This is a genomic window from Allopontixanthobacter confluentis, from assembly GCF_009827615.1.
GTDB lineage: Bacteria > Pseudomonadota > Alphaproteobacteria > Sphingomonadales > Sphingomonadaceae > Allopontixanthobacter > Allopontixanthobacter confluentis.
In genome coordinates, this window is the sequence record NZ_WTYU01000002.1 from 833,389 (window position 1) to 858,803 (window position 25,415).

The 25,415-nt window shown below is 59.8% G+C and carries 28 protein-coding genes; 18 read left to right on the forward strand and 10 right to left on the reverse strand.

Features of this window, described 5'->3' with window-relative positions; translation table 11 throughout:
• Window positions 1-22 precede the first annotated feature (22 nt).
• From yidC to GRI44_RS12300, 3 genes are read left to right on the forward strand one after another with little or no spacing between them, the layout of a single operon-like run.
• Window positions 23-1,816 carry a membrane protein insertase YidC gene (yidC, locus tag GRI44_RS12290; RefSeq protein WP_160602038.1) on the forward strand — a complete coding sequence of 598 codons (1,794 nt, stop codon included), beginning with the start codon at window positions 23-25 and terminating at the stop codon, window positions 1,814-1,816.
• Window positions 1,813-2,481: a ribosome biogenesis GTP-binding protein YihA/YsxC gene (yihA, locus tag GRI44_RS12295; RefSeq protein WP_332872415.1), complete on the forward strand. Its 669-nt coding sequence runs from the start codon at window positions 1,813-1,815 to the stop codon at window positions 2,479-2,481. The genes yidC and yihA overlap by 4 nt, the downstream gene beginning before the upstream one ends.
• Before the next feature lie 59 nt (window positions 2,482-2,540).
• Window positions 2,541-2,906, forward strand: a complete 366-nt coding sequence (locus GRI44_RS12300) for a DUF6481 family protein (protein WP_160602039.1) — start codon at window positions 2,541-2,543, stop codon at window positions 2,904-2,906.
• 114 nt (window positions 2,907-3,020) lie between these two features.
• Here the strand turns inward: GRI44_RS12300 and GRI44_RS12305 are convergent, their stop codons facing one another.
• Window positions 3,021-3,692, reverse strand: a complete 672-nt coding sequence (locus tag GRI44_RS12305) for a nitroreductase (RefSeq protein ID WP_160602040.1) — start codon at window positions 3,690-3,692, stop codon at window positions 3,021-3,023.
• A 69-nt stretch (window positions 3,693-3,761) separates the two neighbouring features.
• Window positions 3,762-4,184: a VOC family protein gene (locus tag GRI44_RS12310; protein WP_160602041.1), complete on the reverse strand. Its 423-nt coding sequence runs from the start codon at window positions 4,182-4,184 to the stop codon at window positions 3,762-3,764.
• A gap of 121 nt (window positions 4,185-4,305) precedes the next feature.
• Here GRI44_RS12310 and GRI44_RS12315 point away from each other — a divergent pair, with 121 nt between their 5' ends.
• The 4 genes from GRI44_RS12315 (at window position 4,306) to GRI44_RS12330 (ending at window position 8,328) form a co-directional block, all read left to right on the forward strand.
• A complete protein-coding gene (locus GRI44_RS12315) occupies window positions 4,306-4,971 on the forward strand; it encodes a glutathione S-transferase family protein (protein ID WP_160602042.1) in 666 nt (221 codons plus the stop codon).
• The gene (locus GRI44_RS12320; protein WP_160602043.1) at window positions 4,932-5,837 is read left to right on the forward strand and encodes a S1/P1 nuclease; all 906 of its coding nucleotides are present in this window, start codon (window positions 4,932-4,934) and stop codon (window positions 5,835-5,837) included. The genes GRI44_RS12315 and GRI44_RS12320 overlap by 40 nt, the downstream gene beginning before the upstream one ends.
• Before the next feature lie 8 nt (window positions 5,838-5,845).
• Window positions 5,846-6,988: a succinyl-diaminopimelate desuccinylase gene (dapE, locus tag GRI44_RS12325; protein ID WP_160602044.1), complete on the forward strand. Its 1,143-nt coding sequence runs from the start codon at window positions 5,846-5,848 to the stop codon at window positions 6,986-6,988.
• 101 nt (window positions 6,989-7,089) lie between these two features.
• On the forward strand, window positions 7,090-8,328 hold the full coding sequence (locus tag GRI44_RS12330; RefSeq protein ID WP_160602045.1) for a dicarboxylate/amino acid:cation symporter: 1,239 nt from the start codon (window positions 7,090-7,092) through the stop codon (window positions 8,326-8,328).
• A gap of 24 nt (window positions 8,329-8,352) precedes the next feature.
• On the opposite strand, the gene GRI44_RS12335 is transcribed toward GRI44_RS12330, so the two are convergent.
• The 3 genes from GRI44_RS12335 to dapB form a co-directional block, all read right to left on the reverse strand.
• A complete protein-coding gene (locus GRI44_RS12335) occupies window positions 8,353-8,760 on the reverse strand; it encodes a hypothetical protein (RefSeq protein WP_232843133.1) in 408 nt (135 codons plus the stop codon).
• Between the two features lie 70 nt (window positions 8,761-8,830).
• Window positions 8,831-9,478, reverse strand: coding sequence for an endonuclease III (gene nth, locus GRI44_RS12340; RefSeq protein WP_160602047.1), 648 nt, complete (start codon window positions 9,476-9,478; stop codon window positions 8,831-8,833).
• Between the two features lie 10 nt (window positions 9,479-9,488).
• On the reverse strand, window positions 9,489-10,217 hold the full coding sequence (gene dapB, locus GRI44_RS12345) for a 4-hydroxy-tetrahydrodipicolinate reductase (protein WP_160602048.1): 729 nt from the start codon (window positions 10,215-10,217) through the stop codon (window positions 9,489-9,491).
• A gap of 35 nt (window positions 10,218-10,252) precedes the next feature.
• Between dapB and GRI44_RS12350 the strand changes: the two genes are divergently transcribed.
• Both GRI44_RS12350 and GRI44_RS12355 read left to right on the forward strand, forming a co-directional pair.
• Window positions 10,253-10,963, forward strand: a complete 711-nt coding sequence (locus tag GRI44_RS12350) for an NAD-dependent deacylase (protein WP_160602049.1) — start codon at window positions 10,253-10,255, stop codon at window positions 10,961-10,963.
• Window positions 10,960-11,301 carry a GFA family protein gene (locus GRI44_RS12355; RefSeq protein ID WP_160602050.1) on the forward strand — a complete coding sequence of 114 codons (342 nt, stop codon included), beginning with the start codon at window positions 10,960-10,962 and terminating at the stop codon, window positions 11,299-11,301. The genes GRI44_RS12350 and GRI44_RS12355 overlap by 4 nt, the downstream gene beginning before the upstream one ends.
• Here GRI44_RS12355 and GRI44_RS12360 read toward each other — a convergent pair.
• The 4 genes from GRI44_RS12360 to mutM all read right to left on the reverse strand — a co-directional run bounded on the left by GRI44_RS12360 (window position 11,298) and on the right by mutM (window position 15,423).
• The gene (locus tag GRI44_RS12360; protein WP_160602051.1) at window positions 11,298-12,068 is read right to left on the reverse strand and encodes a HesA/MoeB/ThiF family protein; all 771 of its coding nucleotides are present in this window, start codon (window positions 12,066-12,068) and stop codon (window positions 11,298-11,300) included. The two genes, GRI44_RS12355 and GRI44_RS12360, sit on opposite strands and share 4 nt — an antisense overlap.
• 23 nt (window positions 12,069-12,091) lie before the next feature.
• Complete coding sequence (gene dnaA, locus GRI44_RS12365; protein ID WP_160602052.1) at window positions 12,092-13,582, reverse strand: chromosomal replication initiator protein DnaA; 1,491 nt, start codon at window positions 13,580-13,582, stop codon at window positions 12,092-12,094.
• Between the two features lie 536 nt (window positions 13,583-14,118).
• On the reverse strand, window positions 14,119-14,379 hold the full coding sequence (gene rpsT, locus GRI44_RS12370; RefSeq protein WP_160602053.1) for a 30S ribosomal protein S20: 261 nt from the start codon (window positions 14,377-14,379) through the stop codon (window positions 14,119-14,121).
• 228 nt (window positions 14,380-14,607) lie between these two features.
• Complete coding sequence (gene mutM, locus GRI44_RS12375; RefSeq protein WP_160602054.1) at window positions 14,608-15,423, reverse strand: bifunctional DNA-formamidopyrimidine glycosylase/DNA-(apurinic or apyrimidinic site) lyase; 816 nt, start codon at window positions 15,421-15,423, stop codon at window positions 14,608-14,610.
• Between the two features lie 115 nt (window positions 15,424-15,538).
• Here mutM and GRI44_RS12380 point away from each other — a divergent pair, with 115 nt between their 5' ends.
• Complete coding sequence (locus GRI44_RS12380; RefSeq protein ID WP_160602055.1) at window positions 15,539-16,270, forward strand: class I SAM-dependent methyltransferase; 732 nt, start codon at window positions 15,539-15,541, stop codon at window positions 16,268-16,270.
• A gap of 4 nt (window positions 16,271-16,274) precedes the next feature.
• Complete coding sequence (gene ubiB, locus GRI44_RS12385) at window positions 16,275-17,831, forward strand: 2-polyprenylphenol 6-hydroxylase (RefSeq protein ID WP_160602056.1); 1,557 nt, start codon at window positions 16,275-16,277, stop codon at window positions 17,829-17,831.
• On the opposite strand, the gene GRI44_RS12390 is transcribed toward ubiB, so the two are convergent.
• Window positions 17,828-18,229, reverse strand: coding sequence for a DUF4345 family protein (locus GRI44_RS12390; protein ID WP_160602057.1), 402 nt, complete (start codon window positions 18,227-18,229; stop codon window positions 17,828-17,830). The genes ubiB and GRI44_RS12390 overlap by 4 nt on opposite strands.
• Before the next feature lie 189 nt (window positions 18,230-18,418).
• Here GRI44_RS12390 and GRI44_RS12395 point away from each other — a divergent pair, with 189 nt between their 5' ends.
• The 7 genes from GRI44_RS12395 (at window position 18,419) to GRI44_RS12425 (ending at window position 25,407) form a co-directional block, all read left to right on the forward strand.
• Window positions 18,419-20,254, forward strand: coding sequence for a bifunctional phosphopantothenoylcysteine decarboxylase/phosphopantothenate synthase (locus tag GRI44_RS12395; protein WP_160602058.1), 1,836 nt, complete (start codon window positions 18,419-18,421; stop codon window positions 20,252-20,254).
• Between the two features lie 312 nt (window positions 20,255-20,566).
• Window positions 20,567-21,016 carry a dUTP diphosphatase gene (dut, locus tag GRI44_RS12400; RefSeq protein WP_160602059.1) on the forward strand — a complete coding sequence of 150 codons (450 nt, stop codon included), beginning with the start codon at window positions 20,567-20,569 and terminating at the stop codon, window positions 21,014-21,016.
• Between the two features lie 417 nt (window positions 21,017-21,433).
• Window positions 21,434-22,102 (forward strand): helix-turn-helix transcriptional regulator, encoded by a 669-nt coding sequence (locus GRI44_RS12405; RefSeq protein ID WP_160602060.1) that lies wholly within the window; start codon window positions 21,434-21,436, stop codon window positions 22,100-22,102.
• A gap of 315 nt (window positions 22,103-22,417) precedes the next feature.
• Window positions 22,418-22,867 (forward strand): hypothetical protein, encoded by a 450-nt coding sequence (locus tag GRI44_RS12410; protein ID WP_160602061.1) that lies wholly within the window; start codon window positions 22,418-22,420, stop codon window positions 22,865-22,867.
• A gap of 2 nt (window positions 22,868-22,869) precedes the next feature.
• Window positions 22,870-23,493, forward strand: coding sequence for a hypothetical protein (locus GRI44_RS12415; RefSeq protein WP_160602062.1), 624 nt, complete (start codon window positions 22,870-22,872; stop codon window positions 23,491-23,493).
• Between the two features lie 36 nt (window positions 23,494-23,529).
• Window positions 23,530-24,549 carry a hypothetical protein gene (locus GRI44_RS12420; protein WP_160602063.1) on the forward strand — a complete coding sequence of 340 codons (1,020 nt, stop codon included), beginning with the start codon at window positions 23,530-23,532 and terminating at the stop codon, window positions 24,547-24,549.
• A gap of 132 nt (window positions 24,550-24,681) precedes the next feature.
• On the forward strand, window positions 24,682-25,407 hold the full coding sequence (locus GRI44_RS12425; RefSeq protein WP_160602064.1) for a C39 family peptidase: 726 nt from the start codon (window positions 24,682-24,684) through the stop codon (window positions 25,405-25,407).
• The last annotated feature ends 8 nt before the right edge of the window (window positions 25,408-25,415 follow it).

Consider the following 25,415-nt stretch of genomic DNA (forward strand, 5'->3'; position numbering starts at 1 on the left):
TTCAGACTAACGGGATCCCGCCTTGGATAATCAGCGCAATCTTCTGCTCGCCGTCGTATTATGCGGCTTGCTTCTTCTGGGGTGGGATGCGGGCACCCGGTACTTCTATCCAGAGCCTGCACCTGCGGCGCGGGTCGAAGGCGCGGCCATCCCGAATGACCAAGTGGGCACCGGAGCAGATGGCGGCGCAGCGCCAACGCGCACGCGTGAAGGTGGCCTGACAGACCCTGTTGCCATCGCCGAAGAGAAGAAAGATCTGGTAACGTCGCTGGCTTCGCCAAGCCGCGTCAGGATCGATGCCCCTGAAATCGCCGGTTCCATCAATCTGGTTGGCGCGCGCATCGATGATATCACGCTCAAAACCCATCGCCAGGCGGTGGACAAGGACAGCGGCCCTGTGCGCCTGTTCTCCCCCCAGGGCACACCCGCACAGCAATTTGCGCAGTTTGGCTGGGTGGGTGAAGGCGTTGCCGTGCCTGATGCGACCACGCTGTGGCAGGCAGATGGCACCGTGCTGACGCAAGCGAAGCCTGTAACCCTGTCATGGGACAATGGGCAGGGGCAATTGTTCCGCATCAAGCTGTCGATTGACGCGCAATATATGATCACTGCTGATCAATCGGTCAGCAACACGGGCGCCGGCCCTGTCGTCGTGCGGCCCTTTGCCACCGTCAATCGCACCAGCGCCACGGCCAGCGCCGATACGTGGAACGTGCAGTCAGGCCCGATCGGTGCTTTTGGCGATTCGGTGGATTTCGGCACCGATTATGACGATCTGGCCGAAACCGGCAAAGTCACGCCGGAAGGCCGCACCGGCTGGATCGGCTTTACCGACATTTACTGGCTGTCCGCGCTTATCCCGCAGGACGGGTCCAATCCGGCAGCGGATTTCCGCTCGCTGGGCAACAATATTTTCCGGGCCGATGTCATTTATCAGCCTGTCACCGTGCCGGCTGGCAAGGTGTTCAGCCGTTCAACCCGCCTGTTTGCCGGGGCCAAGGAAAGCGATGTCCTTGATGGCTATCAGGATGCCGGCATTACCAAATTCGGTTTTGCGATCGACTGGGGCTGGTTCCGCTGGTTTGAAAAGCCGATTTTCTGGCTGCTCAGCAGTCTGTTCGGGCTGGTCGGCAATTTCGGCCTCGCCATCATCCTGCTGACTGTCATCATCCGCGGCGCGATGTTCCCCATCGCCCAGAAGCAATTCAAGTCGATGGCTTCGATGAAGGCCATCCAGCCAAAGATGAAGGCGCTGCAGGAACGCTACAAGGACGACAAGCAGAAGCAGCAGCAGGAAATCATGGCGCTGTACAAGACCGAAGGCGTCAATCCGCTGGCTGGCTGTCTGCCACTGCTGTTGCAGATTCCGGTGTTCTTCGCTTTGTATAAGGTGCTGATCCTGTCGATCGAAATGCGGCACCAGCCGTTCATCCTGTGGATCAAGGATTTGTCCGCGCCCGACCCGGCCATGATCCTCAATCTGTTCGGCCTGCTGCCCTTCACCCCGCCGGCCTTCCTTGGCATTGGCGTGCTGGCAGTATTGCTGGGCATCACCATGTGGATGACGTTCAAGCTGAACCCCACGGCGATGGACCCTATGCAGCAGCAGATCTTCAACATCATGCCGTGGATCCTGATGTTCGTGATGGCGCCGTTTGCCGCTGGCCTACTGGTGTACTGGGTAACCTCCAACATCCTGACACTGGCGCAGCAGAGCTATCTGTATTCCAAGCATCCGCAATTGCGGGCGCAGGCGAACAAGGACAAGGAAGATGCCGCGCTTGTGGCAACGCGGGGGGGCAAGAAAAAACCGTGAACGATCCAGAAACCCAGGCCGCGCTGGACAGGGAAGCGGAACTGCGCGCGCGGCGGGCAGCCAAGCTGTTTTCCGGGCGGGTGGATTTCCTGCTGTCCGCGCCGCAGCTGAAATTCCTGCCGGAACCGACCGTGCCCGAAATCGCCTTTTGCGGGCGGTCCAACGTGGGCAAATCATCCCTGCTGAATGCGTTGACGGGCCGCCGGTCCATCGCGCGGGCATCGGTCACGCCGGGGCGCACGCAGGAACTCAATTTCTTTGAAGTGGGTGACCCGACGCTGTTCAGGCTGGTCGATATGCCTGGCTATGGGTTTGCCAAGGCCCCGCCGGCCGTGGTCGACAAATGGAAGAAACTGGTCAAGAGTTACCTGCGCGGCCGGCAAGTGCTGCACCGCAATCTGGTGCTGGTGGATTCGCGCCACGGCATCAAGGATGTGGACCGCGAAATGATGACCATGCTGGATGAAGCCGCCGTGGGTTACCGCGTGGTTTTGACCAAGGCCGACAAGATCAAGGCGAGCGAGCTGGAAAAAGTGGTCGCCCAGACCGTTGAAGAAGCGCGCAAGCACCCCGCAGCCTTTCCCGAACTGCACGTAACCAGTGCGGAAAAAGGAATGGGCATTCCCGAACTGCGTGCAGCCGTCTTGCTGGATGCCGGCGTCTGACACGCTGACTGCAAGATTTTGCAGCTGATGAACACTGAAACTCAAGGACACGTGATTTAATGCCTCCCTTTACTCAACCCAGCTTTCAGGAACGCGTTGCCATGGCCGAAAAGGCCAAGCAGGCTGCGCTCAAAAAACTGAAAGCCCGGCCCAAACTGACCGAAGCAGAGCTGGCGGAGCGTAAAGCTGCGCGCGTTGCCCGCGAAGAAGCAGAAGCCGCAGCCCGCGCTGAAAAACAGGCCGCACGCGAACAGGCCAAGGCGGACCGTGAAGCTGAAAAAGCTGCCGCCGAAGCAGAAAAAGCCGCCGCAGAAGCCGCCAAGGTAGAAGCGGAAGCCAACAAGCCTGCTGCCTTGACCGAAGAAGAAAAGAAAGCCGCCCGTGACGCGCGCTATGCCGCCCGCAAAAAGCGACGCCGGAAATAAGCACCGGAACAAGCGCCGGAACTGAAGGCCGCAAACAGGCCGGATAAGGAAAATCGAGGCCTGCCAGCGGTGTGCCAGGCGCGCCTGCGCAGACGCAGACCTCGATCTGGCGCGTTAGAACCCGACGAAAACGGCGGCGTCTGCCACGTCCCGGCGTTCCGAAACAACCGCGTTGGCGGGGAATGTTTCATCCGGCCAGCCCAGCGCGATGCTTTTCATGATCACCTGATTATCGGCAATTCCGGCGTGTTCGCGCACCACGGGTGATTGCATGATGCCCTGGCTGTTGATGACCGTGCCCAGCCCGCGTGACCATGCGGCATTGACCAGTGCCGTGGCCACCGCGCCGCAATCAAAGGCGGTGTCGTCGCTGCTCGCCAGTTCCTTGTCATAGGTGACAATAACGCAGACTGGCGCATCGAACTGGCGGAAACCGCGCAGCACCCAGTCCTGCCGCATTTCCTTGTCATCACGTTCGATACCCATGGCGCTGAACAATTGTTTCGCCACCCCGATCTGGCGGTCGCGGTGGTGGCCAGCGAAGGCTTCCCCGGTGCGGAATTCACGTGATTGGGGAACGCCTGCCACCATCCGTTCGGTATTGCCCTGCCGGATGCGGTCCAGCGGTTCCCCTGTGATGATGTAGAAATTCCACGGCTGCGTATTCATCGAAGATGGCGCACGCATGGCAATCTGCAGCACTTCTTCGATCAGTGCCCTGGGCACAGGGTCAGGCTTGTATCCGCGGATGCTCCGCCGGCCCAGAACCACGTCATCATATTCCATTGCTGCCCTCTCGTTTGGTCTGTCTGGCCCGACCATACAGGCTTGCCGGAAAGGGGGAAGGGGCGCGTTTCAGCGTGCGAACAGGCTCGCCAGACTGGCAAAGGCTTTCATTTCGATCGCATTGCCGGATGGATCACGGAAAAACATGGTGGCCTGTTCGCCGGGCTGGCCCTTGAACCTGATGGTCGGCTCAATCTCGAAAGTGACGCCTGCCGCTTTCAGCCTGTCTGCCAGGGCCTGCCAGTCGGCCATTTCCAGCACCACGCCAAAATGCGGCACTGGCACACCATGGCCATCAACCGGGTTTGCCCCTGCATCGCGGCTGGCCATATCCGGCACCAGATGAGTCACGATCTGGTGCCCATAAAAATTGAAATCGATCCACTGGTCGGCGCTGCGGCCTTCGTCGCAGCCGAGAAATTCACCATAGAAGCGGCGCGCTTGCGCCAGATCATGGACCGGAAAGGCAAGATGGAAAGGGCGTAATGTCATGTGACCTCCATATTTCAGGCCATTCGAAACCGGAAGAGCTTCATTGCGGCCTGTCGTTCAGTGTCGACAGGGAAAGGATGAACGCCTATCGCGGCGGCTCGGTGGGTAACGAGGCGTTTTTATGAAGCTGATTGTCGGCAACAAGAACTATTCGAGCTGGTCCTTGCGCGGCTGGCTGGCGATCAAGCAATCCGGCCTTTCGTTCGAAGAACTGATCGTCAACATCGGCGGTGAGGAATGGGAAGCGGCCAAGCGCCAGTCGGGCGAAATCATGCCAGCGGGCAAGGTGCCGATCCTGTGGGACGGGGAAACCGTTGTCTGGGACAGCCTCGCCATCATGGAATATCTGGGCGACAAGGTGGGCCGCGAACGGTTCTGGCCCAAGGATGATGCGGCACGCGGCATGGCGCGGTCCATGGTGGCTGAAATGCACAGTTCGTTTCAGGCCTTGCGCCGCGAATGCCCGATGAATGTGCGCACCACCTATGACAACGCCCGCATTTCGGACGATTGCAAGGTCGACATCGTGCGCATCCTGCAATTGTGGGCAGAAGCGCGGGCGCGCTTCGGGCAGGGCGGCCCGTTCCTGTTCGGCACTTTTGGCGCGGCGGACATTTTCTTTGCGCCGGTGGTCAGCCGTTTTATCACCTATGGCATTGGCGTGCCGGGATTTGCAGAAGCCTATATGCAGGCTGTGTGGGAACATGAATGGATGCAGCAATGGATTGCTGCAGCAGAGGATGAACAATGGGTCTTGGAACAATACGAAGCTGTGCCGCAGGGCTGATTGCCGGCATGGCGATGGTGCTGGCCACGCTGGCGCCGGTGCCTGCCATGGCGTGGGGCGGTTATGGCCACCGCACCACAGCTGACATTGCGCTGGCCAATGTTCAGCCATCCACCCGCGCAGCCATTGCGCGGCTGATTGCCTATGATGCGCAGCTTGGCACGCCGGAATGCCGCATCCGCGATCTGGAAGATGCCGCTGTCTGGCCTGACTGCGTGCGCCGCGATTACTGGCGCTGGGGCTATACCGCGGCATGGCATTACCGCACCGCGCCCATTTGCGAGGCGTATAATGCGCGCAGCAATTGCAGCGGGGGCAATTGCGTGCTGGGCCAGATAGAGCGCAACCAGCGCATTCTGGCTGACGAAACGCTGCCTGCCAATGTGCGGCTGGAAGCCATGGCGTTCCTGGTGCATTTCATTGGCGATGTGCATATGCCGCTGCATTCCGGTGACAAGGATGACAAGGGCGGCAATGACCGCGTGACATCCTATGGCGATGTGCCGGGCCTCAATTTGCATGGCATCTGGGACAGTACGCTGGCTGAACGGGCGATCACTTCCGCACAGCCGCCGCTGGTGCGCGCCTATTCTGCGGCAGAGCGGGCCGAACTGGCTGGCGGGGACGCGGCGGAATGGGGCCGGGAAAGCTGGCAGCTGGCGCGCGATGTGGTCTATCCCGGCGCGTTTGAACAAAACGTCTGCGATGGCGACTTGCCCGAGAATGCCGCGCTGACGCAGGCCGACATCGAAGCCGCCATCCCGGTATCGCAAAAACGCATCGTGCAGGCAGGATTGCGCATGGCGCGGATGCTGGACGAAGCCTTTGCACCCGGGCCGCTGGCGCCCGCTTCATCAGCCCGGTAACAGGCCAAATGACCGACAACAGCCTTGCCGTTTCGCTCGCTGAAAAGCTGATTGCAGCCGAAAGCGTCACTCCTGCAACCGGCGAGGTTTTCGCCGTGATGGAAGCCATGCTGGAACCGCTGGGTTTCGAAGTGCACCGTTTCATCAAGGGCGAAGCGCCCGATGGGCCGGTAGAAAACCTGTTTGCCATCCGCCGCGGCCCGCACGGATCGCGCCACCTTGCCTTTGCCGGCCATCTGGATGTGGTGCCGCCGGGGCAGGGCTGGGCCAGCGCGCCCTTTGAACCAGAGCGCAGGGGCGATCTGCTCTACGGGCGCGGCGCGGTGGATATGAAAGGGGCCATCGCCGCCATGGTCGCAGGCGTGGCCGATGTTCCGGCGGATGCAGGGACCATCAGTTTCATCATTACCGGCGATGAGGAAGGCCCTGCCATCTACGGCACGCGCGCGCTGATCGACCTTATCCGGGAACGCGGCGATGTGCCGGATCTGTGCCTGGTGGGGGAGCCGACTTCGGTAAACCGGCTGGGCGACATGATGAAGATTGGCCGGCGCGGATCGGTCAATATCTGGCTGGAAGTGGAAGGGGTGCAGGGGCATGTCGCCTATCCGCATCTGGCGGATAACCCGATCCCCAAAATGGTGGCCATGCTGGCGCAACTTGATGCGCTGGTGCTGGATGAAGGCACTGACTGGTTCCAGCCATCCAATCTTGAAATTACGGAAATGGAAGTGGGCAACCATGCCCATAATGTCATTCCCGCCAAAGCCACCGCGCGCATTTCCATCCGTTTCAACGATAGGCATAGCGGCGCGTCACTGTCGGAAATGGTGGCCCAAATTGCGCAGCAGCATGGCGGGACCGCACTGCCGATTGTTTCGGGCGAACCGTTTCTGACCCCGCCGGGCGCCTTTTCGCAGATGATTTGCGATGCAGTGGAAGCCGAAACCGGCATTGCGCCCGAAGCATCGACCACGGGCGGCACATCTGATGCGCGGTTCCTGCGGGATTTGTGCCCGGTGATCGAATTCGGTCTGGTCAATGCCACCATGCACAAGCGTGACGAAGCTGTCGCCATGGCCGACCTTGCTGCGCTCAGCCGCATTTATGCCCGCATTGCCCGTGCCGCGCTGGAAATTACCGGCGAATAGCGCCGCCCACTTGCCGCGCCTTGCATAGGCAGGCACAAGGCGCGCCAAGAACATGCACAATACGCAAGGCGCCAGGCGCCGGTCTGCGAAGGGGTCACATTATGGGTCGTTTCTGGTTCGCAATTCCACTGTGGCAGCGGGTCATCGCTGCACTGGCGCTGGGCATCGTGACAGGCCTTTTGTGGGGACCGGAAGCGCAGAGCATCAAGATCATTGGCGATATTTTCATCGCCTTTATCAAGATGCTGGTCGTGCCGCTCATTTTCTTCTCGCTGGTGTCAGGTGTCGCGGCGATTGGCGATTTGCGCAAACTGGGCGCTGTGGGCGGCAGGGCTGCCTTGCTGTTTCTGGTCACCGGCCAGATTGCCGTGTGGCTGGGCCTTGCGCTGGGCACCTTGCTGACCCCGGGTGTGGGGCTTGATGTTTCCGCGATCGAGCGTGGGCCAATCCCGGAGCCTGCCCAGACAGGGTGGCGGGATATGCTGCTGTCGATCGTTCCGCAAAGCCCGGTTCAGGTTATGGCGGACGTCAATGTCCTGCCGCTGATCGTATTTGCCCTGCTGGTCGGCATCGGCATTCTGATGTCCGGCAAGGAAGGCGAACCCGTCGCCAAAATCTTCGATTCCGGTTCCATCGTGATGCAGAAAGTTACCGCCGTGGTGATGGAACTGACGCCGTTTGGCGTGTTCGCGCTGATGGCGTGGGTAGCCGGCACGCAGGGCACAGACGCGCTGCTGGCGCTGGCCAAGCTGGTGGGCCTCAATTACCTTGGCTGCCTGCTGATCATTTTCGTGATGTATTCCGCCATCATCAAGCTGCTGGCGAAATTGCCGGTGGTGGATTTCTTCCGCGGCATCGTGGATGCGATGGCAGTCGCCTATTCCACCGCTTCTTCCAATGCGACCTTGCCCGTCACCTTGCGCTGCACCCAGCGCAATCTGGGCGTGTCATCCAGCGTGTCGAGCTTCATCGTGTCCCTGGGCGCGACAGTGAACATGAACGGCACGGCCATGTATCTGGGCCTTGCCACATTGTTCGGCGCGCAGATTTTCGGGGTGGATTTAAGCTGGGGTGATTATTTCATGATCTCCATCCTCGCCACCGCCGGCGCCATCGGCGCTGCTGGTATCCCCGGCGCCGGTCTGATCATGATGGCGCTGGTGTTTGGCGCAGTGGGCGTGCCGCTGGAAACCATTGCCCTTGTGGCAGGCGTTGACCGGATCATGGATATGATGCGCACTGTCACCAATGTGTCGGGCGATGCGGCCATCACCGTGGCCGTGGCATCCATGACCAACGAGATTGACCGCGAGGAAATGATCAGCGCGGACGACGTATAGCGAGGGGCGTCAGCGCGGCCGGCGCTAGCTGCCCTGTAACGCGCTGCCTTCTGCATATTCGACCGGCACGAATTTGCCGAGGCCGCAGCCTGCCCCGCGCCGCAGGTCGCCGGCCGTGCGGTCAAGCACATAGATGATATCGGTATCGCACAGGCGCGAAGTGTGGACGGTGTAGGTAAACCCTTCCTCGAACCCGAGGCGCGGACAAGTGCCGGGCAAGGTATTGCGGTAAATGCGGCTGCCGGTGGTGATAAAGTCTATCGTGCGGTCATCATGGACCTTGGTGTCGCGGATTGTGGAAGTGGTGATGCAGCTTACAGGCTCGCCCACGATTTTTGCCGCAGGTGCCTTGCTGACAAATTCGGCCCTGTCTGCCGGGGGTGAGCAAGCGGCCAGCGCAAGGGCTGGCAACAGTAGAACGGTATGTTTCAAGCGCATGGCATTCTCCCAGTCAACCGGCGGCATATCAGCGCCCGAAGCGGCGCTTGTATACGTAGTTACCTCAGGGTCGGGCCGGCTGCATCACCTTCTTGCGGAACGAACACAGGTCCACCACCGGGCAGCGCCAGCATTCCGGCGAGCGCGCCTTGCACACATAGCGGCCATGCAGGATCAGCCAGTGATGGGCATCGCGCCGGAAGGGCTGCGGCACGCGCTTTTCCAGCTTGGCTTCCACCTGTTCCGGCGTTTTGCCCTTGGCAAGGCCGGTGCGGTTGCCCACCCGAAAAACATGGGTGTCGACGGCGAATGTCTCCATGCCGAAAGCGCAGTTCATCACCACATTGGCGGTTTTGCGCCCGACACCGGGCAGCAGCGTCAGGGCGTCGCGGTCTCGCGGCACTTCCCCGCCAAAATCGGCAATCAGCATGTGCGACAGGGCGATGACGTTCTTCGCCTTGGAATTGAACAGGCCGATGGTCTTGATATGCTGCTTCAGGCCTTCCTCGCCAAGGTCCACCATCTGCTGCGGCGTGGTTACCTCGGCAAACAGGCGGCGCGTCGCCTTGTTCACGCCCACATCGGTGGCTTGCGCTGACAAGGCCACGGCCACCACCAGCTGGAATGTATTGCCATATTCCAGCTCGGTTACAGGCTCTGGATTGTCTTCGGCCAGTCGGCGGAAAAATTCGAAAATCTGGTCTCTGGTCATGGCCGCAAGGTCACAGCCCCAGCACATCGCTCATGGTGTATCGGCCCGCAGGCTTGCCGATCATCCATTGTGCCGCCTTCACCGCGCCGCGGGCAAAGATCATCCGGTTTTCCGCGCTATGCGACAGGGTAATGCGCTCCTCGTCGCCTGCCAGGATAACAGAGTGGTCGCCTGCTACCGTGCCGCCGCGCAAGGCTGCAAAGCCGATTGCGCCGGTCTCGCGCGCGCCCGTGTGGCCATCACGCCCGCGTTCACTATGCGCGGCAAGGTCAATGCCGCGCCCGGCGGCGGCTGCTTCGCCCAGCAGCAGGGCGGTGCCTGATGGTGCGTCCACTTTCATCCGGTGGTGCATTTCAACAATCTCGATATCCCAGTCATCCCCCAGGCGCTGCGCTGCCTCGCGCACGAGATGGGCCAGCAAGGTTACGCCAAGGGACGTATTGCCGGTCTGCAGTATGGCAGCGCCTCTTGCTGCTGCATCAATCGCGCCATGGTGGTTGGCCTCCAGCCCCGTGGTGCCGACCACCAGCGGCACACCGGCAGCGGTGGCCGCATCCAGATTGGCCTGCAATGCGGCTGGCGCGGAAAAATCCACCAGCACATCGCATTGTGCGGCCAGCGCCGTAACATCGCCGCCCTGGTCGATGCCGCCGGCATAATCATGGCCGGCATCGGCAATCGCCTGCCGCAGCGCATGCCCCATTCGCCCTTCGCTGCCGATAATTGCTATTCTAGACATTGCGCCCCCTGATGCTGGCGTGCTTCATGCGCGACATGGAAAATATTCGCAACATCGTGATCCTGACTGGCGCAGGCATCAGCGCCGAAAGCGGGATTGATACGTTCCGTTCCGAAGGCGGATTGTGGGAGCAGCACAGGGTCGAGGATGTCGCCACGCCGGAAGGTTTTGCGCGCGATCCCGATCTGGTGCTGCGCTTTTACGACATGCGCCGCGAATCGATCCAGACCAAACAGCCCAATCCCGCCCACGAGGCGCTGGCGCGGCTGGACCGGGAATGGAGCGACAGAACCGGCGGCAATCTGCTGATCGTGACGCAGAATGTGGACGATCTGCATGAACGCGCTGGCGCAAACCGCGTGCTGCATATGCACGGGCAGCATCTGAATGCGTGGTGCACCATGTGCGATACGCGCAGCACATGGCGCGGGCCCTTGATCGACCGGCCGGCCTGCCCGGAATGCGGCGTTGCCGCGTTGCGGCCCGATGTCGTGTGGTTCGGCGAAATGCCCTACCGGATGGACGAGATTTACGGCGCCTTGCGGCAGGCGGATCTGTTTGTTTCCATCGGCACATCAGGCGCTGTCTATCCCGCGGCGGGATTTGTGCAAGATGCACGCGAGCTGGGCGCGCGAACGCTGGAATTGAACCTTGAGCCGAGCCAGGGTTCGCGCTGGTTTACCGAGGCACGCTATGGGCCAGCATCCCACATCGTGCCGCAATGGGTAGAGGAACTTCTGGCATGACACGGCATCAGGGCAGCTGCCATTGCGGCGCGATCCGGCTTGAACTGCGCGAAACACCCGTTGACGGTGCCGAATGCAACTGCAGCCTGTGCCGCCGGTCAGGCGCATTCTGGCATCATTGTTTACCCGAGGTGGTGACGGTGACCGGCGAGGCCACAGGCTATATTCAGGGCGATTGCATGCTGACCAACTGGCATTGCGGAACCTGCGGCATGAACACCCATTGGACCGCGCCGCAGGACCCGTCCTATGACCGGATGGCAGTAAATTTGCGGATGTTTGATCCATCCCTGTGGGCGCATCTGCCGCGCCGACAGATTGATGGCGCCAGCTTCTAACTGGCCGCACAGCCCTTGCAGGCAGGGTCTTTCGTAATGGTGAAACTGCGCATCGCAGGCTTCATCCCGTCCAGCAGATGCAACTGGCCAAATTGCGCATTGCCAAAGGCAGCCTTGCCATCCAGCACCAGCCTGATGGCCTGCATGGCGGCAAAGCTGCCGACCCAGCCCGCCATCGCGCCCAGCATGCCATCTTCGGCGCAAGTGTCGCAATCATCAGCATCAAACGCATCGCCCACATAACAGCGGTAGCAGGGCTGATCGGGCAGATGGCCGGCAAAGGCACCCACTTGCCCCTGAAAACGCCCGACAGCAGCACTCAGTAGCGGAGTTTCCGTGGCTACGCAGGCATCGGAGACCGCAAGGCGGGTGGCAAAATTATCCGTCCCGTCCAGCACCAGATCAGCGCCGGACAAAAGACCGGGCGCATTGGCGGTATCGATCCGGCGGGCAATCACATGGGCGGCAATTTCAGGATCAAAGCGGTCCAGCCATGCCAGCGCGCGTTCACCCTTGGGCTGGTCCGTATCGGCGGCGGTGTAAATGGTCTGGCGTTGCAGATTGCTGGCATCGACCACATCATCGTCAATCAGCGTGAGGCGGCCAATGCCGGCGGCGGCCAGATATTGGAGTGCGGGCGAACCTATGCCGCCCAAACCCACGATGACAATATGCGCTGCGCCCAGCGCAACCTGGCCTGCACCGCCCACTTCGGGCAGGATGATGTGACGGGAAAATCTGTCGAGACGGTCAGCGGTAAGGGCCATATCGGACCCTTACCGCAGTTTGGTCAGGATTCCAGCTGCCTGAGCAGGCTGCGAACATCGCCATCCATATCCGCATCGCGGGTGCGCAGGTCTTCGATCAGGCGCACTGCGTGGATGACCGTGGAATGGTCACGCCCGCCGAATTTGCGGCCGATTTCAGGATAGCTGCGCGGGGTCAGCACCTTCGACAGATACATCGCCACCTGGCGCGGGCGGACCACGGCGCGCGCACGGCGCTTGCTCGACATTTCGGAACGGTCGATGCGGTAGAACTGGCATACGGTCCGCTGGATTTCGTCAATCGTGATCCGGCGGCGATTGGCTGACAGAATATCGGTCAGCTGTTCTTCGGCCAGTTGCAGCGACACGGTCTGACCGGTCAGCTGGGCATAGGCAATCAGCTTGTTGAGGCCGCCCACCAACTCGCGCACATTGCGGGTGATGGTGCGGGCCAGAAATTCGATCACATCGCCCGGCACTTCCAGCGGAGCAAAGCGGGTGAGCTTCGATTCGAGGATCTTGCGGCGCAATTCGATGTCGGCAGGCTGGATATCGGCAACCAGCCCCATCGACAAGCGGCTCAGCAGGCGTGGTTCCACCCCGTCCAGTGCCTGTGGTGCCCGGTCCGCAGCGAACACCAGCCGCTTGCCTTCGGCCAGCAGCGCATCGATGGTGTAGAGCAGTTCTTCCTGTGCAGAAGCCTTGCCGATGATGAACTGGATATCATCCACCAGCAGCAGGTCGAAACTGCGCAGGCGGGCCTTGAATTCCATCATCTGGTTCTGTTTCAACGCCTGGACGAATTCCACCATGAACCGTTCTGCACTGCAGTAGAAAATGCGGGCCCGCGGGTGCGATGCCAGATAGGAATGGCCAATGGCGTGCAGCAGATGCGTCTTGCCCTGGCCGGTTGCGGCCTTGAGGTAGAGCGGGCTGAACTGCGGGGTTTCCGTGGCGGCCATGCGCTGCGCTGCATTGCAGCCCAGAACATTGTTTTCACCCGTTACAAACGCTGCGAAGGTCAGTGACGGGTCAAGCCCGACAGATGATGTGAAGCCCTGTTCGCCAATGGTGCCGGCGGCCACCGCGATCATGGAAGAATCGCCGTCATTCGCCGGGTTGCGTCCGCCATGATACATGACATTGCTGCCAATGCCGCCAAGGCTCATTTCCGGAAGTTTGCGGCGGCCGGGGTGCACCTGAATGCGCACGTTCCTGACTTCGCTGCGGGCAATCTTCCAGGCGAGGGACAAACGGTCCGCAAACCGGTCCTGCACCCAATTGGCGGAGAAATCCGTCGGCAGATAAAGATCGAGAGTGCCGGTATCCTTGCAGAACCCGCCCAGCTGGATCGGTTTGATCCACTGGCTGTGCAACTGGTGGCCTAGATCCTTGCGCAGGCCCTGGCTGATGTCTGACCAATCGGCCGCCAGGTTTACTGCTTCGAGATCTTCCATTGTGTTATCGTTGCCCTTACGTTTTTCCGCGCCCGCACCGCTATCTTTGCTTGCCATCGACTATCCAGATCCCAACCAGCCGGTTTTGACACCGGCGTCCCCTAAAACCCGCGACTGGCATGGCTTCGCCAAACACGGAAAACGGTTTTCCCCGTGCTGCCCCCCAGCGACCAGTGATGTAAAAGCACGAACTGTCCAGTTTCGCGCCATGGGCCGTTCAGCGCCATGGACTGTGTTATGAACCGGTTTGCCGGTGACGCAAGAGCATTAGCTGTAAAAAATCCGAAATAAAGCTGTTGACTCAAGTCAAGCCCGCAGGCCGCCGTATAAAGCCCTGAATTCCCCCGTTTCTGGCCTCTAAAAGAGTGCGAATCGCGGGGTATCCTAGGCTTATCAAAGCCATTCTTTAGGGCTGACGGTGTAGTCGCAATGAAACAAAAAGGGCCGATGCCATTGGCACCGACCCTAATTCAATTTCATCCGGGTAAAGTCCCGTATTTCACAAGCTGGATTCGGGCCGATACTTTGGCAAAATGCCGGGGCGAATCGCGATTCGCCCAAAGCGTTGCGCCGAATACCAGCCGATGCGCTGCTTAAAGCGCAGATACCCGCTTCGACAGGCGCGACAATTTGCGCGACGCTGTGTTCTTGTGCATCACGCCGCGGGCAACACCGCGTGCCAGTTCTGGCTGCGCAGCTTTCAGGGCGTCCTGAGCAACAGTCTTGTCGCCGCCTTCAATGGCCACTTCGACCTTCTTCACGAAGTTACGAATGCGGCTCATGCGCGCGCCATTGATTTCGGCGCGGCGATCGTTGCGGCGGATACGTTTACGGGCTTGCGGCGTGTTGGCCATGTCTGTCCTTTGTCGGGCCGCCTTGGAAGCGGCCGGAATTCTTGAATTTGTAAAATCGAAAAGCGGCAGTTTCCCGCCGGAAAGCGCGCCCCTTAACCAGCCACTTGCGAATCGTCAATGTTTGTTTGGCGCGGCCGCAACCTTAGTATGGCCCCAGTCTGGGCTCAGTGTGGACCCAGTATCCCCCTCCATGGCCATCTTTTGCAGGCATCAGGCCGCCAACCGCCACTATTTCTGGCATATCGGGCAGAACCAGGTGCTTCTTCCGCCCTGCACAATACGCTTTATCGTGCCGCCATCGCCGCGCTTGCAGGCCTCATTCTCACGGCCATAGACATCGAATCGGGTGGCGAAATAACCCAGTTCACCATCAGGCCGCGCATAGTCACGCAAGGTCGAGCCGCCATCTTCGATCGATTGCAGCAATACGCTGCGAATGGCGGGCACCAGCCGGGCGAGCGCCGCGCGGCTGACTCTGCCGCCTGCCTTGGTCGGGCGTATTTGCGCCCGGAACAGCGCTTCGCAGACATATATATTGCCCAGGCCCGCCACGATGCGCTGATCCAGCAGCAGCAGCTTGATCGCCTGTTTGCGCCCCAGCAGTGCGGTTTTGAGATGATCTACCGTCAAATCCGGCCCCAGTGGCTCTGGCCCCATCGCGGCAAAGGAAGGCCAGCTATCCAGCGTGGCGGTATCTGCCAGATCGACCCAGCCGAATCGCCGCGGATCGCACAGGGCGAAACGGCTGTTGGCGGTTTCGATCACGAAATGATCATGCTTGTCGTCATCTGCCGGATCGATTCGCCAGCGCCCGCTCATCCCCAGATGGAAAATGAGGCTGCGGTCACGGTCGGTATGGATGATCCCATATTTGGCGCGGCGAGCAAGGCCGGTGACCGTCGCGCCCGTCATCGTTTGCACCAGATCCACCGGAAACGGGCGGCGCATATCCGGGCGGTTGACTGCTGCGAGCACAATGCGTTGCCCGTCGAGGAACCGCGCGAGGCCGCGAACCGTTGTTTCTACTTCAGGCAGTTCAGGCATCAGCTTCCTGCAAATTGCGGGGTCATAAATTGCGCAATGGCATAATCCGGGCATCGCTGTCTGCACATGCAAGTCCGAATAGACGGCACATCACGTTCCGGCTAGGGAGCCGCGCATGAGTGAAAAGGTTTCTTTCGGCTATAAAGAAGTCGACGTGGAGGAAAAGACCGCCCTGGTGGGTGAGGTGTTTTCCAATGTGGCAGCAAAATACGACATCATGAACGATGCCATGTCAGGCGGCATGCACCGTTTGTGGAAGGACCGCTTCGTGCGGCGGGTGAAGCCGCAGCATGGCGAGATAATCCTGGATATGGCGGGCGGCACGGGCGACATTGCTTTTCGCATGGAAGCCAGGGGCGCCCAGGTAACGGTGTCTGACATCAACCAGGAAATGCTGGATGTGGGTATCGAACGCGCGATGGAACGCGGCATCGACAGCCTTGTCTGGTCGCGCCAGAATGCGGAAGGACTGACCTTTTCTTCCGCCACCTTCGATGCCTACACCATTGCCTTTGGCATCCGGAACGTGACCCATATCGACCGCGCTCTCGCAGAAGCCCACCGCGTGCTGAAGCATGGCGGGCGGTTCTACTGCCTCGAATTTTCGACCACGCAGTGGCCGGGCTTCAAGGAAATGTACGATCTTTATTCGCACCGGCTGATGCCCAAGATCGGCAAGATCATTGCCGATGACGAGGACAGCTATCGCTATCTGGCGGAATCGATTCGGAAATTCCCCAAGATGCCTGAATTCGAAAGCATGATTCGCGCTGCAGGCTTTGCCCGCACGCGGGTAGAGCCGATTCTGGGCGGGGCAGTTGCCATCCATTCAGGCTGGAAAATCTGACCCTGTGACCCGGCCTGCCACCCATATCTGGCGGCTCCTGAAATGGGGCCGGACATTGGCGAAACACGGCGCGCTGCGGGGGATCGAGCGTGATCCCAATACCCCGCCGCAAGTCCAGCGGCTGGCGCGGATTGCGCGGTTTGGCACTTTCCAGCCCCGCCAGCCTGACTATGCCGGGGCGTTCTTCGATATTGGCCCTGCGGCGATCAAGCTGGGCCAATCACTTGCCACCCGGCCCGACCTGGTGGGCGAGGAAGCGGCGCGTAATCTGCTGTCCCTGCAGGACAGCCTGCCGCCGGTTGATTTCGAGCAGATAAAGAATGCCATCGAAGCCAGCTTTGGCAGACCGATTGACGCGCTTTATTCCTATATTGATCCAGACCCGGTGGGCGCTGCATCCATTGCGCAGGTCCACCGCGCGGTAACCACTGACGGTGTCGAGGTGGCAGTAAAGGTGCTGCGCCCCGGCATTCGTGAACGGTTCGAGCGCGACATTGCGACGTATGAATGGGCGGCTGCCCATCTTGAGGCGCTGGGCGGCGAAGCCAGGCGCCTGCGCCCGCGCCTGACGATTGCCAATTTCCAGCGCTGGACCAACCGCGAGCTGGACCTGCGCCGCGAAGCTGCGTCTGCCAGTGAATTGTCAGACAGCATGAAAGCTGTCGAAGGCTATGAAATCCCCACCATCGACTGGGACCGCACCAATGGGCGCGTGATGACCGTGGAATGGGTCGATGGGGTCAAGATCAGCAATCGCGAAGCGCTGATTGCGGCAGGCCATGATCTGCCGGCATTGGCCCAGCGGCTGGTGCTGGCGTTTCTGACGCAGGCCATCAGCGGCGGGTTTTTCCATGCCGACATGCATCAGGGCAATCTGTTCGTGCGGGCAGATGGCACCATCGTGGCGATTGATTTTGGCATCATGGGCAGGATTGACCGGCGCGCGCGGGCGTGGCTGGCGGAAATACTCTATGGGCTGACCACCGGTAATTACCGCCGTGTCGCGGAAATCCATTTCGAAGCGCAATATGTGCCGAGCTACCATTCAGTCGATGAATTCGCCACGGCCCTGCGCGCGGTGGGCGAACCGATGCGCGGCAAGCCGGTGAGCGAATTGAGCGTGGGCCAGATGCTGGACGGGCTGTTTGCCATCACCCGTGATTTTGACATGCAGACCCAGCCGCATTTGTTGCTGCTGCAAAAAACCATGGTCATGGTCGAAGGCATCGCCACCCAGCTCGACCCGCAGATCAACATGTGGGACGTTTCCGCGCCCTTCGTGCGCGGCTGGATACGCGATGAACTGGGCCCTGAATCGGCCTTGGCTGATCGCATCCGCGAAGATACCGACACGCTGATGCGGATACCGGCGCTGATCCGCCGGCTGGAAGAACAATATCCCCCGCGCGGCGGTGCGCCCGAAACGCCGCCGCTGCCCGACATCGAACTGATGTGGGACAGCCGCGTGAAACGCGCCCGCACCTGGCCAGGCTACGTCTTTGCGGGCCTGGCCGGCGCAGGCGCTGTTGCAGGCGCACTGGCAGGGGGATGGATTGGTTAGGCTGCGTCTTGTGAAGTGAAGGCTGTGTGGGGCAGCAAGCGGCTGCCCATCAGGCACAGTACCACCGCAATCGCTTCGACCAACATGGGCATCCAGTAATTTTCATAAGCGCCGACGCTGACGAGGTTCACCAGACGGCCAATAAAAGCGATGCCGAACAGTGCGGCCGACACCAGCAGCGGGTCGCCTTTGCGCTTCCATGCGCCCCAGATCATGCAGCCACCTGCCACCACGAAAAACGCGGTAAAATCGGCCCGCAGGCTGGCACGCCCCATTGCGCCATCCGGTATCACGCCGAAATCGGCCCCGGCTGTGGCCGGGTCCAGCAGGAAACCCATGCCGATAAACAGAAACATCAATCCGCCGGCAAACAGCAGCGCAGTCAAGATCAGTCGCATATGGTTTTCTCCCCTGCATCGGGCTTACACTGCAGTCCGGCAAAACCGCTAGGCAAAACTTAACCACTATGTTGCAGGGGTGACATGGGGTCATACGCGCGGCTAAGCAGACTGCGTGCTAGATACATTGGGGAGACCTGCCATGCTGTCGCCACGCCGCCGTGCTGCGGTCATAGCGAGAATTGCCAGATGAGCGCGGGGGGAACGCCGCGTATCCTGCTGGTGGTGGGGGGCGGTATTGCCGCCTATAAATCGTGCGAGCTGGTGCGGCTGATCCGCAAGGCTGGCGGCGATGTCACCTGCGTGGTGACTGCCGGCGGCCAGCAATTCGTCACCCCCATGGCGCTGGCCGCGCTGAGTGAAAACCCTGTGCACACCACCTTGTGGGATCTGAAGAACGAAGCCGAGATGGGCCATATCCAGCTGAGCCGGGAGGCTGATCTGGTGGTGGTCTGCCCCGCAACGGCCGATTTGCTGGCCAAGATGGCAGCGGGCATTGCCGATGATCTGGCGACCACGCTGATTCTGGCGACTGACAAGCCGGTGATGGCTGTGCCTGCCATGAATGTGCGGATGTGGCAGCATGATGCCACCCAGCGCAACGTCACATGGCTGCGGCAGGCAGGCGTGCGGGTGGTAGAACCTGATGTAGGCCCGATGGCCTGCGGTGAATTTGGGCCGGGCCGGATGCCCGACCCGGAAGCCATCTGGGCGCAAATTGCTGAAATATTCGGCATGGCTCATGATTATGTTGCCCCTGCAGTCGAGGATTACGATGGCGAAGGCGACAGTGACTTCGAAGAGGACATCGAAGCGCTTGAGCCGGAACCTGAAATTGCAGCCAGAGGCGGCGGTTTTGGCGGCGGCTTTGGCGGCGGGAGCGGAGGCGGGCTGGGCGGCCTGCTGGCATCCCTCATCCCGCGCAGCACCCCCAAACGTGCGGCAGAGGAAATAGAGCAGGAATGGCTCGAGATGCCCGATGGCGCATGGCCAGAGGAAGGCGTCCCCGCGCCAGAAACAGGAGCTGAAACCGGGGCCGAGGCCGAAGCCGAAGCCGAAGCCGTGATCGAACCGGCAGCGGAACTCGCCAAGCCCGGTTTTTCCAGCCCGCTGCTCGCCACCAAGGGCAAGGCAGCGTCCGCGCCGCCAACCGACCCAGAAGCGATGAACCATCTGGTCATAACCGGGGCTGGCAAGGCCGCGCCGCAGCCGATCGAAGGTGACGAACATCGCATTACCATTGGCGATGGCGGGGCCGAAGAAAGCGGAAATGGCGCCAATGTAGAAGGCGAAAACGCGGAAGAACGGCTGGAATTTGATCCGCTCTATGGTCAGCCAGATTTCGATACCGATCCGGAACATCGCCCGCTTTACGGCAAGCATGTCCTGATCACTGCCGGGCCGACCCATGAACCGATTGATCCGGTGCGCTATATCGCCAACCGTTCATCGGGCAGGCAGGGGTTTGCCATTGCCGCAGCCGCCGCCAATGCAGGCGCGCGGGTAACGCTGGTAGCCGGGCCGGTTACCCTGGCCACTCCGCATGGGGTGGACCGGATTGACGTCGAATCAGCCCGCGAAATGGATGCAGCAGTGAAGAATGCCCTGCCGGTTGATGTCGCCATCATGGTGGCTGCCGTGGCAGACTGGCGAACCAGGGACTTCATTGCCGAGAAGATGAAAAAGCGCGGCTCTGCCCCGCCGGCGCTGCGCCTGATGGAAAACCCCGACATTCTGGCCAGCGTGGCGGCTGGCACCAAGCGGCCCGGCCTGCTGATCGGCTTTGCCGCGGAAACGCAGGATGTGCTGGAAAATGCGAAAATGAAACGCAAGCGCAAGGGCGTGGACTGGATTGTCGCCAACGACGTATCGGGCGATGTGATGGGGGGTGACAGAAACCGGGTGAACATTGTTACCGAAGCCGGTGTGGAAACGCTGGACGATATGCCCAAGGCCGATGTGGCCCGCGCGCTGATCGAACGCGTGGCCGATGCGCTGGCAGATAAAGTGAATGACGATGACTGATATCGTGGGCGTGCAAATTATCCGGCTTCCCCAATGGCGAGGGGCTGGCCGTAAGTGATAACCGAGCGCGTATGCCTGAGCGTTTTCCGCAAAAATGGCAGCGTGTGCGCTAATGACGAAAGGCGCCGTGAAGGCAACTGGAGCGGTGAAAGTTGCGTTTTATGAAGGCATGCTTCGATAGGCAGACACCGCTGTTTTGCCTTGGCGAGAAGAGCTTGAAGCTTTGCGGTGAGCAAACCAGCAGCCCCCGTGTTCAAATTGCTGAAACGGCCTCTCCTCGCGCAACTGTGGTTTTTATGGGGAAGATCAAGAATGACTGATGTAAAATTCAAACGCGTAGCCGGGAATCAAGATCTACCCCTGCCATCCTATGCTACCTCTGGTGCCGCAGGAATGGACTTGCGTGCATTTCTGCCGGACGGTCCGATAAAGTTCCGTAAAGGCGACTTGAAGTTGGTTTCGACCGGCTTTTGCGTTGAGCTTCCACGGGATGTGGAGATGCAAATCCGTCCCAGATCAGGCATGGCTCTCAAGCACCGTTTCACTATTCCCAATAGCCCGGGCACTGTCGATGAAGATTATCGGGGTTGCGTGATGGTCGGCCTCCATTATTTCGGGGACGAAGACGTTGTTGTCTCCCATGGAGATCGTATCGCGCAGGCCGTCTTTGCCGACGTCAGGCGTGTCGTTCCTCGCGAAGTCAGCGAGTTGTCCCCTACCGAGCGCGGTGAGGGTGGTTTCGGCTCAACCGGCACCAAGTGAATTTCAAACTTCCCAAGTCCCGCCATCCCCCGCATCGAATGGCAGGTTGGCTTGACCCATAGTCACAATTGCAACGCCAATGTCAGGGCAGCGACGTATCAATCTAATGGTGATCTTCAGCCGGGCTGTAACTGCAAGATCAACGGTTTAAAACCGTCGGAAGAATATTCGTTCGGGCCTGAATATGTCACGAAGCGTCGCTCTTTTGGTGGACTCGAGACATCTGCCGCATGTATAGTATTCAATTCGATTACAATATCGACGGTCGCAGAATATTCAGCAAGATAACGATGTCGCAAAAGATTGTCTTCGCAACTATCTGATTTTTAATCGCTAGTCCTGAACCGCAGCGTTCTGCGTGGATGGTTTTTGACGCGCAAAATCAGATGCACCATTTGAATTTTTGGGGGCGCGATCATGCAATGTTCACATGATGAATTCCTGAAGAAGCCGGGTAAAAATCAGCTTGCCGGTTCGGCGGCGCGCCGTTCCCGTGCAGCAGATGCCGATACGCCTGAAAAGAACCGTGAACCTGTCGGCCTGCAAGACCTTATAGATGCGCTTACTGCTCTTGATGGCCGGTCAAGAATGGTTGTCCGGCGCGATGGCACGCTGATAGCCGGAAGTTCGGTTCTGAACGAATTGTTCGAGACTGGCACTTGTCTTCTTCTTCACGCCGACACTGTCCGGACGGCGTTGCCGGAATATAGCGACCCGTTCCACGAATTGCTTCAGGTCAACGCGCCAGAAGTGCGCAATCTGGCTTTGCCGTATTCCAAAATTGATGGCCATATGATCCTTAGTGCAACGTCGCTGTGCAAGACGGCGGTGTGCATGAGTTTGCAGCGCGCCACGCAAATGGACCAGCCTGAACTGGCCGATCTGGAGGATGTGTTTCATCTGACCAAGGCCGAAGCGTCGATCGTTTACGGCCTGTTCATGGGGCATACGCCGCAGCAAATCGCCATCGAACTCGACAATTCGATCCATACAATCCGGGCGCATATCCGGAGGTGTTATGACAAGCTGGGCATCACCTGCCGCGAAGAATTGTGGCGCAAACTGAATGCCTACCGCTTGAAGTGAATGGGCTGGCGTAGGGCCCGCCCGGCATAATGTGTCATCCATCGCCTGACGGCACGGCGACACAGTAGTCAATAGTCATTTTTGACTATTTAATAATGACTAACAAGACCTTGTGATGTCAGCTTAAGCGAATCGCCCTATAGTAATTTCATAACAACAAGTCGCGTTTCCGAAATCGAGAATATTCGGTTTCGATTTTATCCGCCTGAAATTCGCGTTTCAGGTGGCGGGGCAGTTGCGTCCCGAAATCAAGGGAATTTTGCGATGCGTAAGGCAGTCAACATAAAACAATTGGTAATGCCAGTTCTTGGTTTGTTGATAGCTGCTGCAGCAGGCACAGCCCTTCCAGCACCGGTATTTGCCCAGCAATCGGCCACCAATGCGCCTGATGCCAATGAAGGTCAGGTCATCTATTCGCGCAATGTGCCATATGGCACTGCGATCGGGCCGCGCACGCCGGGGCAGGCCAATACTGTGGTTACCGGTCCGACCAGCCTTCTTCTGCATAGCGTTGCAACCGGCCTTGAGCCGATTACCGATGATGAGAATGCAGGCATTGCCGCAGCGACCAGTTTGCAGGCCAGTCTTATTGGCAGCCATGTGATGAACGGGATGAGCGCTTTGTCCAATATGGGCAGTTCCGGCGCAGCGTCCACCATTACTGCCGGACAGGGTTCAGCGACCAGCGGCGCGATCAGCCAGGCGACCGGCGCGCTCAGCGCTGCAATGAACAGTCTGCGCGGCGTTCTGGGTAACGGACAATGATCATGCCAAAACCTCCCATTTGGCACACGGCCACCGCCCTACTGGCGCTGACCTGCGCCCCGCAAGTGGCGGCGCAGGACGCGCAGCAAATTACACCGCAGGTCAGCGATGAGGTGGTGGTGGCATCCAACAATGCCGCCGGCAGCACGGGCCGCATCGCAGTCAACATTGCCGCAGGCAATACGAACCAGCAGGCAGGCAGCGCAGTTGTCGCCATAGGTGACATTGCCCTGGCAGCGCAGTCTGTCAGCCAGCGCATGAGCGGGATGGCAGCCAGCGACCATATCACCGACATTACCGTGGGGGATGGTGCCTTTGCCGGCACCACCGGCCTCACCAGCATCAACATCACCGCCGGAGCGCAAAACCAGATGGCAAATCTGGCTCTGCTGGCGGTTGGGAATAGCGGCGTCATGTCCGACCAGCTCCTGGAGCAGTCGCGGGCGCCCATTCTACCGAAAGGGGGCAGCCTGGAAGGGACTGTGCCCGCCAATGACCGCATCGCCGTTGGCGATAGCACGTTTGGCGATGGCCATGGTCTGATCCAGGTAAACCTGATCGGCGGCGAGGGCAATTCCTCCGCCAACACCTTCGGCCTGTCAATTGCAGGCGAAGGATCACCCTGAACTACCCCCCCCCCAAAAAAACCAAGGAGAAGGAAAATGAGAAGTATTCTTATGGCCTCAGCCGCCGGTCTGGCAATGATTGCCGCGCCCGCACTGGCGCAAGACACAGGAGCCGATGGTGAAAGCTCGGTCGAAGTGGATCTGCGTTATGCCAATAACATTGACACCAGCGTCACCACTGATGTGACATATAACAAGAATGTTGCTCTTGGTGGTGCTGTCAGCCTGACCGGGGTCGTCAATGTCGACAGTTCCGCAGTCGCGGTGACGGATGCCAAGCAATTGCAGCAAGGCGTCCAGGTCACCTATCACGAGGAAAACGAACTGAACGGCGAGAACGGCTTTGTCGATCCAGTGTTCGGACCTGGCGTCAGTGAATATGGTCAGGACCCTGCCGATGGCCTGCCAGACGGTGTGGTCCAGCCCCAGATTCGCGTGGGTTTCTTCGCGCCCATCATCAATACGGTCGAAACGTTTGATGTGGAAGGTTCGGGCAACATCGGTGTCAATCTGGCCGCTGGTTACTTTAATGACCAGATGAACGCTGCGTCCATTGCGGTTTCCAGCAATTCCGATCCTGATGCCGTTGGTGGCTGGGCCGAAGCGTCGACCACTTCGCTGCAATCGCAGCTGGGTGTGGCACAGTTCCGCGCTGAAGATACGCTGGAAGAAGATGACATCAACAACTTCCGCGATCGTAACACCGTGGCAGGTGCGACCATTACCGGGTCGGGCAACATCGGCGTCAATGCGGCTGCGGGCAGTCTGAACCAGCAGGCCAATTTGATGACGTTGGCAGTGGCCAATAACACCACACTCTCCGAAGCCAATGCCGGCCTGATTCAGGCGACCACGATGTCGTTTGTCGAACAGCAGGACAGCATCAATGTCATAAGCGGACTGTCGATTGCCGGTGCATCGGGTAACATCGGCGTGAACATGGCGTCGGGTGTTGGCAATCAGCAGCTGAATTCGCTGACGATTGCTGCGTCGCAAGGCGGTGCCGCTCCTGGCAACGGCAACGGCGGCAATGGCGGCAATGGCGGTGGTAGCTAAGCCACTGGCGGGCGGAACCGCCCCCCCGCTGGTCTAGCCGTCCGTCAAGGGGGAAGGGCAGTAGCCTGTCTGGCGCTGCCCTTCCTTGCCCCGCAAATCCCTGCTTCATTTCATGAAAAGTCCGCATTGCTCATGTCTCAGCTTCCGCCCATCGTGTATCAGGCCCTGACGCCGCTGTTTGCCGTTACACTGGCAGGCTGCATGACGGCACCGGCCCAGAACGCGCCGCTATGGCTGGGACAGACAGCCGAGGGCGCCCGCATAACGCCAGTTTCGGTCACCAGCTGGAAAGATCGAAAATTTATGGGCCTGGTCCGGCAACGGACGGATTTCAGCTGCGGTGCTGCGGTCATGGCGACAATTTTCAACGAAGCATTCGGCCACAGCACGACAGAGCAGCAGGTGCTGGTCAATATGCTCAAGATTGCCGATCCCGACATTGTGCGGGAAAAAGGCTTTTCCCTGCTGGATATGAAGACTTACGCCCAATCCGTCGGCATGGAAGCTGAAGGCTACCAGCTGGATTATGACAAGCTGACCGCGATTGATCTGCCATCTGTCGCCCTGCTGGATATCAAGGGGTACAAGCATTTTGTCGTCATCCGCAAAGCGTTTGCAGACCGGGTGGCAATTGGCGACCCGGCTTTGGGCAACCGCACAATGTCCCGTGCGGACTTTCAAAAGGCGTGGAACGATGTCGCCTTCATCGTGGTGGGCGATGGGTATGATCCGCAAAATGCGTTGATCAACCCGCCTTCGCCGCTGTCCGCCAAGCGTCTGCTGGCGCTTCACGCCGCCCTTCCCGCTGCTGACACTGCCGAATTTGGCAACAATGCAGCATTCAGTTTCTCATTCTGATGGAGAGT

What these genes read in the sequence shown, in the direction of transcription:
- GRI44_RS12300 (WP_160602039.1), top strand. Translation starts at nt 2,541, where the DNA reads ATGCCTCCCTTTACTCAACCCAGCTTTCAGGAACGCGTTGCCATGGCC.
- GRI44_RS12305 (WP_160602040.1), bottom strand. Translation starts at nt 3,692, where the DNA reads ATGGAATATGATGACGTGGTTCTGGGCCGGCGGAGCATCCGCGGATAC.
- GRI44_RS12310 (WP_160602041.1), bottom strand. Translation starts at nt 4,184, where the DNA reads ATGACATTACGCCCTTTCCATCTTGCCTTTCCGGTCCATGATCTGGCG.
- GRI44_RS12315 (WP_160602042.1), top strand. Translation starts at nt 4,306, where the DNA reads ATGAAGCTGATTGTCGGCAACAAGAACTATTCGAGCTGGTCCTTGCGC.
- GRI44_RS12320 (WP_160602043.1), top strand. Translation starts at nt 4,932, where the DNA reads ATGGGTCTTGGAACAATACGAAGCTGTGCCGCAGGGCTGATTGCCGGC.
- dapE (WP_160602044.1), top strand. Translation starts at nt 5,846, where the DNA reads ATGACCGACAACAGCCTTGCCGTTTCGCTCGCTGAAAAGCTGATTGCA.
- GRI44_RS12330 (WP_160602045.1), top strand. Translation starts at nt 7,090, where the DNA reads ATGGGTCGTTTCTGGTTCGCAATTCCACTGTGGCAGCGGGTCATCGCT.
- nth (WP_160602047.1), bottom strand. Translation starts at nt 9,478, where the DNA reads ATGACCAGAGACCAGATTTTCGAATTTTTCCGCCGACTGGCCGAAGAC.
- dapB (WP_160602048.1), bottom strand. Translation starts at nt 10,217, where the DNA reads ATGTCTAGAATAGCAATTATCGGCAGCGAAGGGCGAATGGGGCATGCG.
- GRI44_RS12350 (WP_160602049.1), top strand. Translation starts at nt 10,253, where the DNA reads ATGGAAAATATTCGCAACATCGTGATCCTGACTGGCGCAGGCATCAGC.
- GRI44_RS12355 (WP_160602050.1), top strand. Translation starts at nt 10,960, where the DNA reads ATGACACGGCATCAGGGCAGCTGCCATTGCGGCGCGATCCGGCTTGAA.
- GRI44_RS12360 (WP_160602051.1), bottom strand. Translation starts at nt 12,068, where the DNA reads ATGGCCCTTACCGCTGACCGTCTCGACAGATTTTCCCGTCACATCATC.
- dnaA (WP_160602052.1), bottom strand. Translation starts at nt 13,582, where the DNA reads ATGGCAAGCAAAGATAGCGGTGCGGGCGCGGAAAAACGTAAGGGCAAC.
- rpsT (WP_160602053.1), bottom strand. Translation starts at nt 14,379, where the DNA reads ATGGCCAACACGCCGCAAGCCCGTAAACGTATCCGCCGCAACGATCGC.
- mutM (WP_160602054.1), bottom strand. Translation starts at nt 15,423, where the DNA reads ATGCCTGAACTGCCTGAAGTAGAAACAACGGTTCGCGGCCTCGCGCGG.
- GRI44_RS12380 (WP_160602055.1), top strand. Translation starts at nt 15,539, where the DNA reads ATGAGTGAAAAGGTTTCTTTCGGCTATAAAGAAGTCGACGTGGAGGAA.
- GRI44_RS12390 (WP_160602057.1), bottom strand. Translation starts at nt 18,229, where the DNA reads ATGCGACTGATCTTGACTGCGCTGCTGTTTGCCGGCGGATTGATGTTT.
- GRI44_RS12395 (WP_160602058.1), top strand. Translation starts at nt 18,419, where the DNA reads ATGAGCGCGGGGGGAACGCCGCGTATCCTGCTGGTGGTGGGGGGCGGT.
- dut (WP_160602059.1), top strand. Translation starts at nt 20,567, where the DNA reads ATGACTGATGTAAAATTCAAACGCGTAGCCGGGAATCAAGATCTACCC.
- GRI44_RS12405 (WP_160602060.1), top strand. Translation starts at nt 21,434, where the DNA reads ATGCAATGTTCACATGATGAATTCCTGAAGAAGCCGGGTAAAAATCAG.
- GRI44_RS12415 (WP_160602062.1), top strand. Translation starts at nt 22,870, where the DNA reads ATGCCAAAACCTCCCATTTGGCACACGGCCACCGCCCTACTGGCGCTG.
- GRI44_RS12420 (WP_160602063.1), top strand. Translation starts at nt 23,530, where the DNA reads ATGAGAAGTATTCTTATGGCCTCAGCCGCCGGTCTGGCAATGATTGCC.
- GRI44_RS12425 (WP_160602064.1), top strand. Translation starts at nt 24,682, where the DNA reads ATGTCTCAGCTTCCGCCCATCGTGTATCAGGCCCTGACGCCGCTGTTT.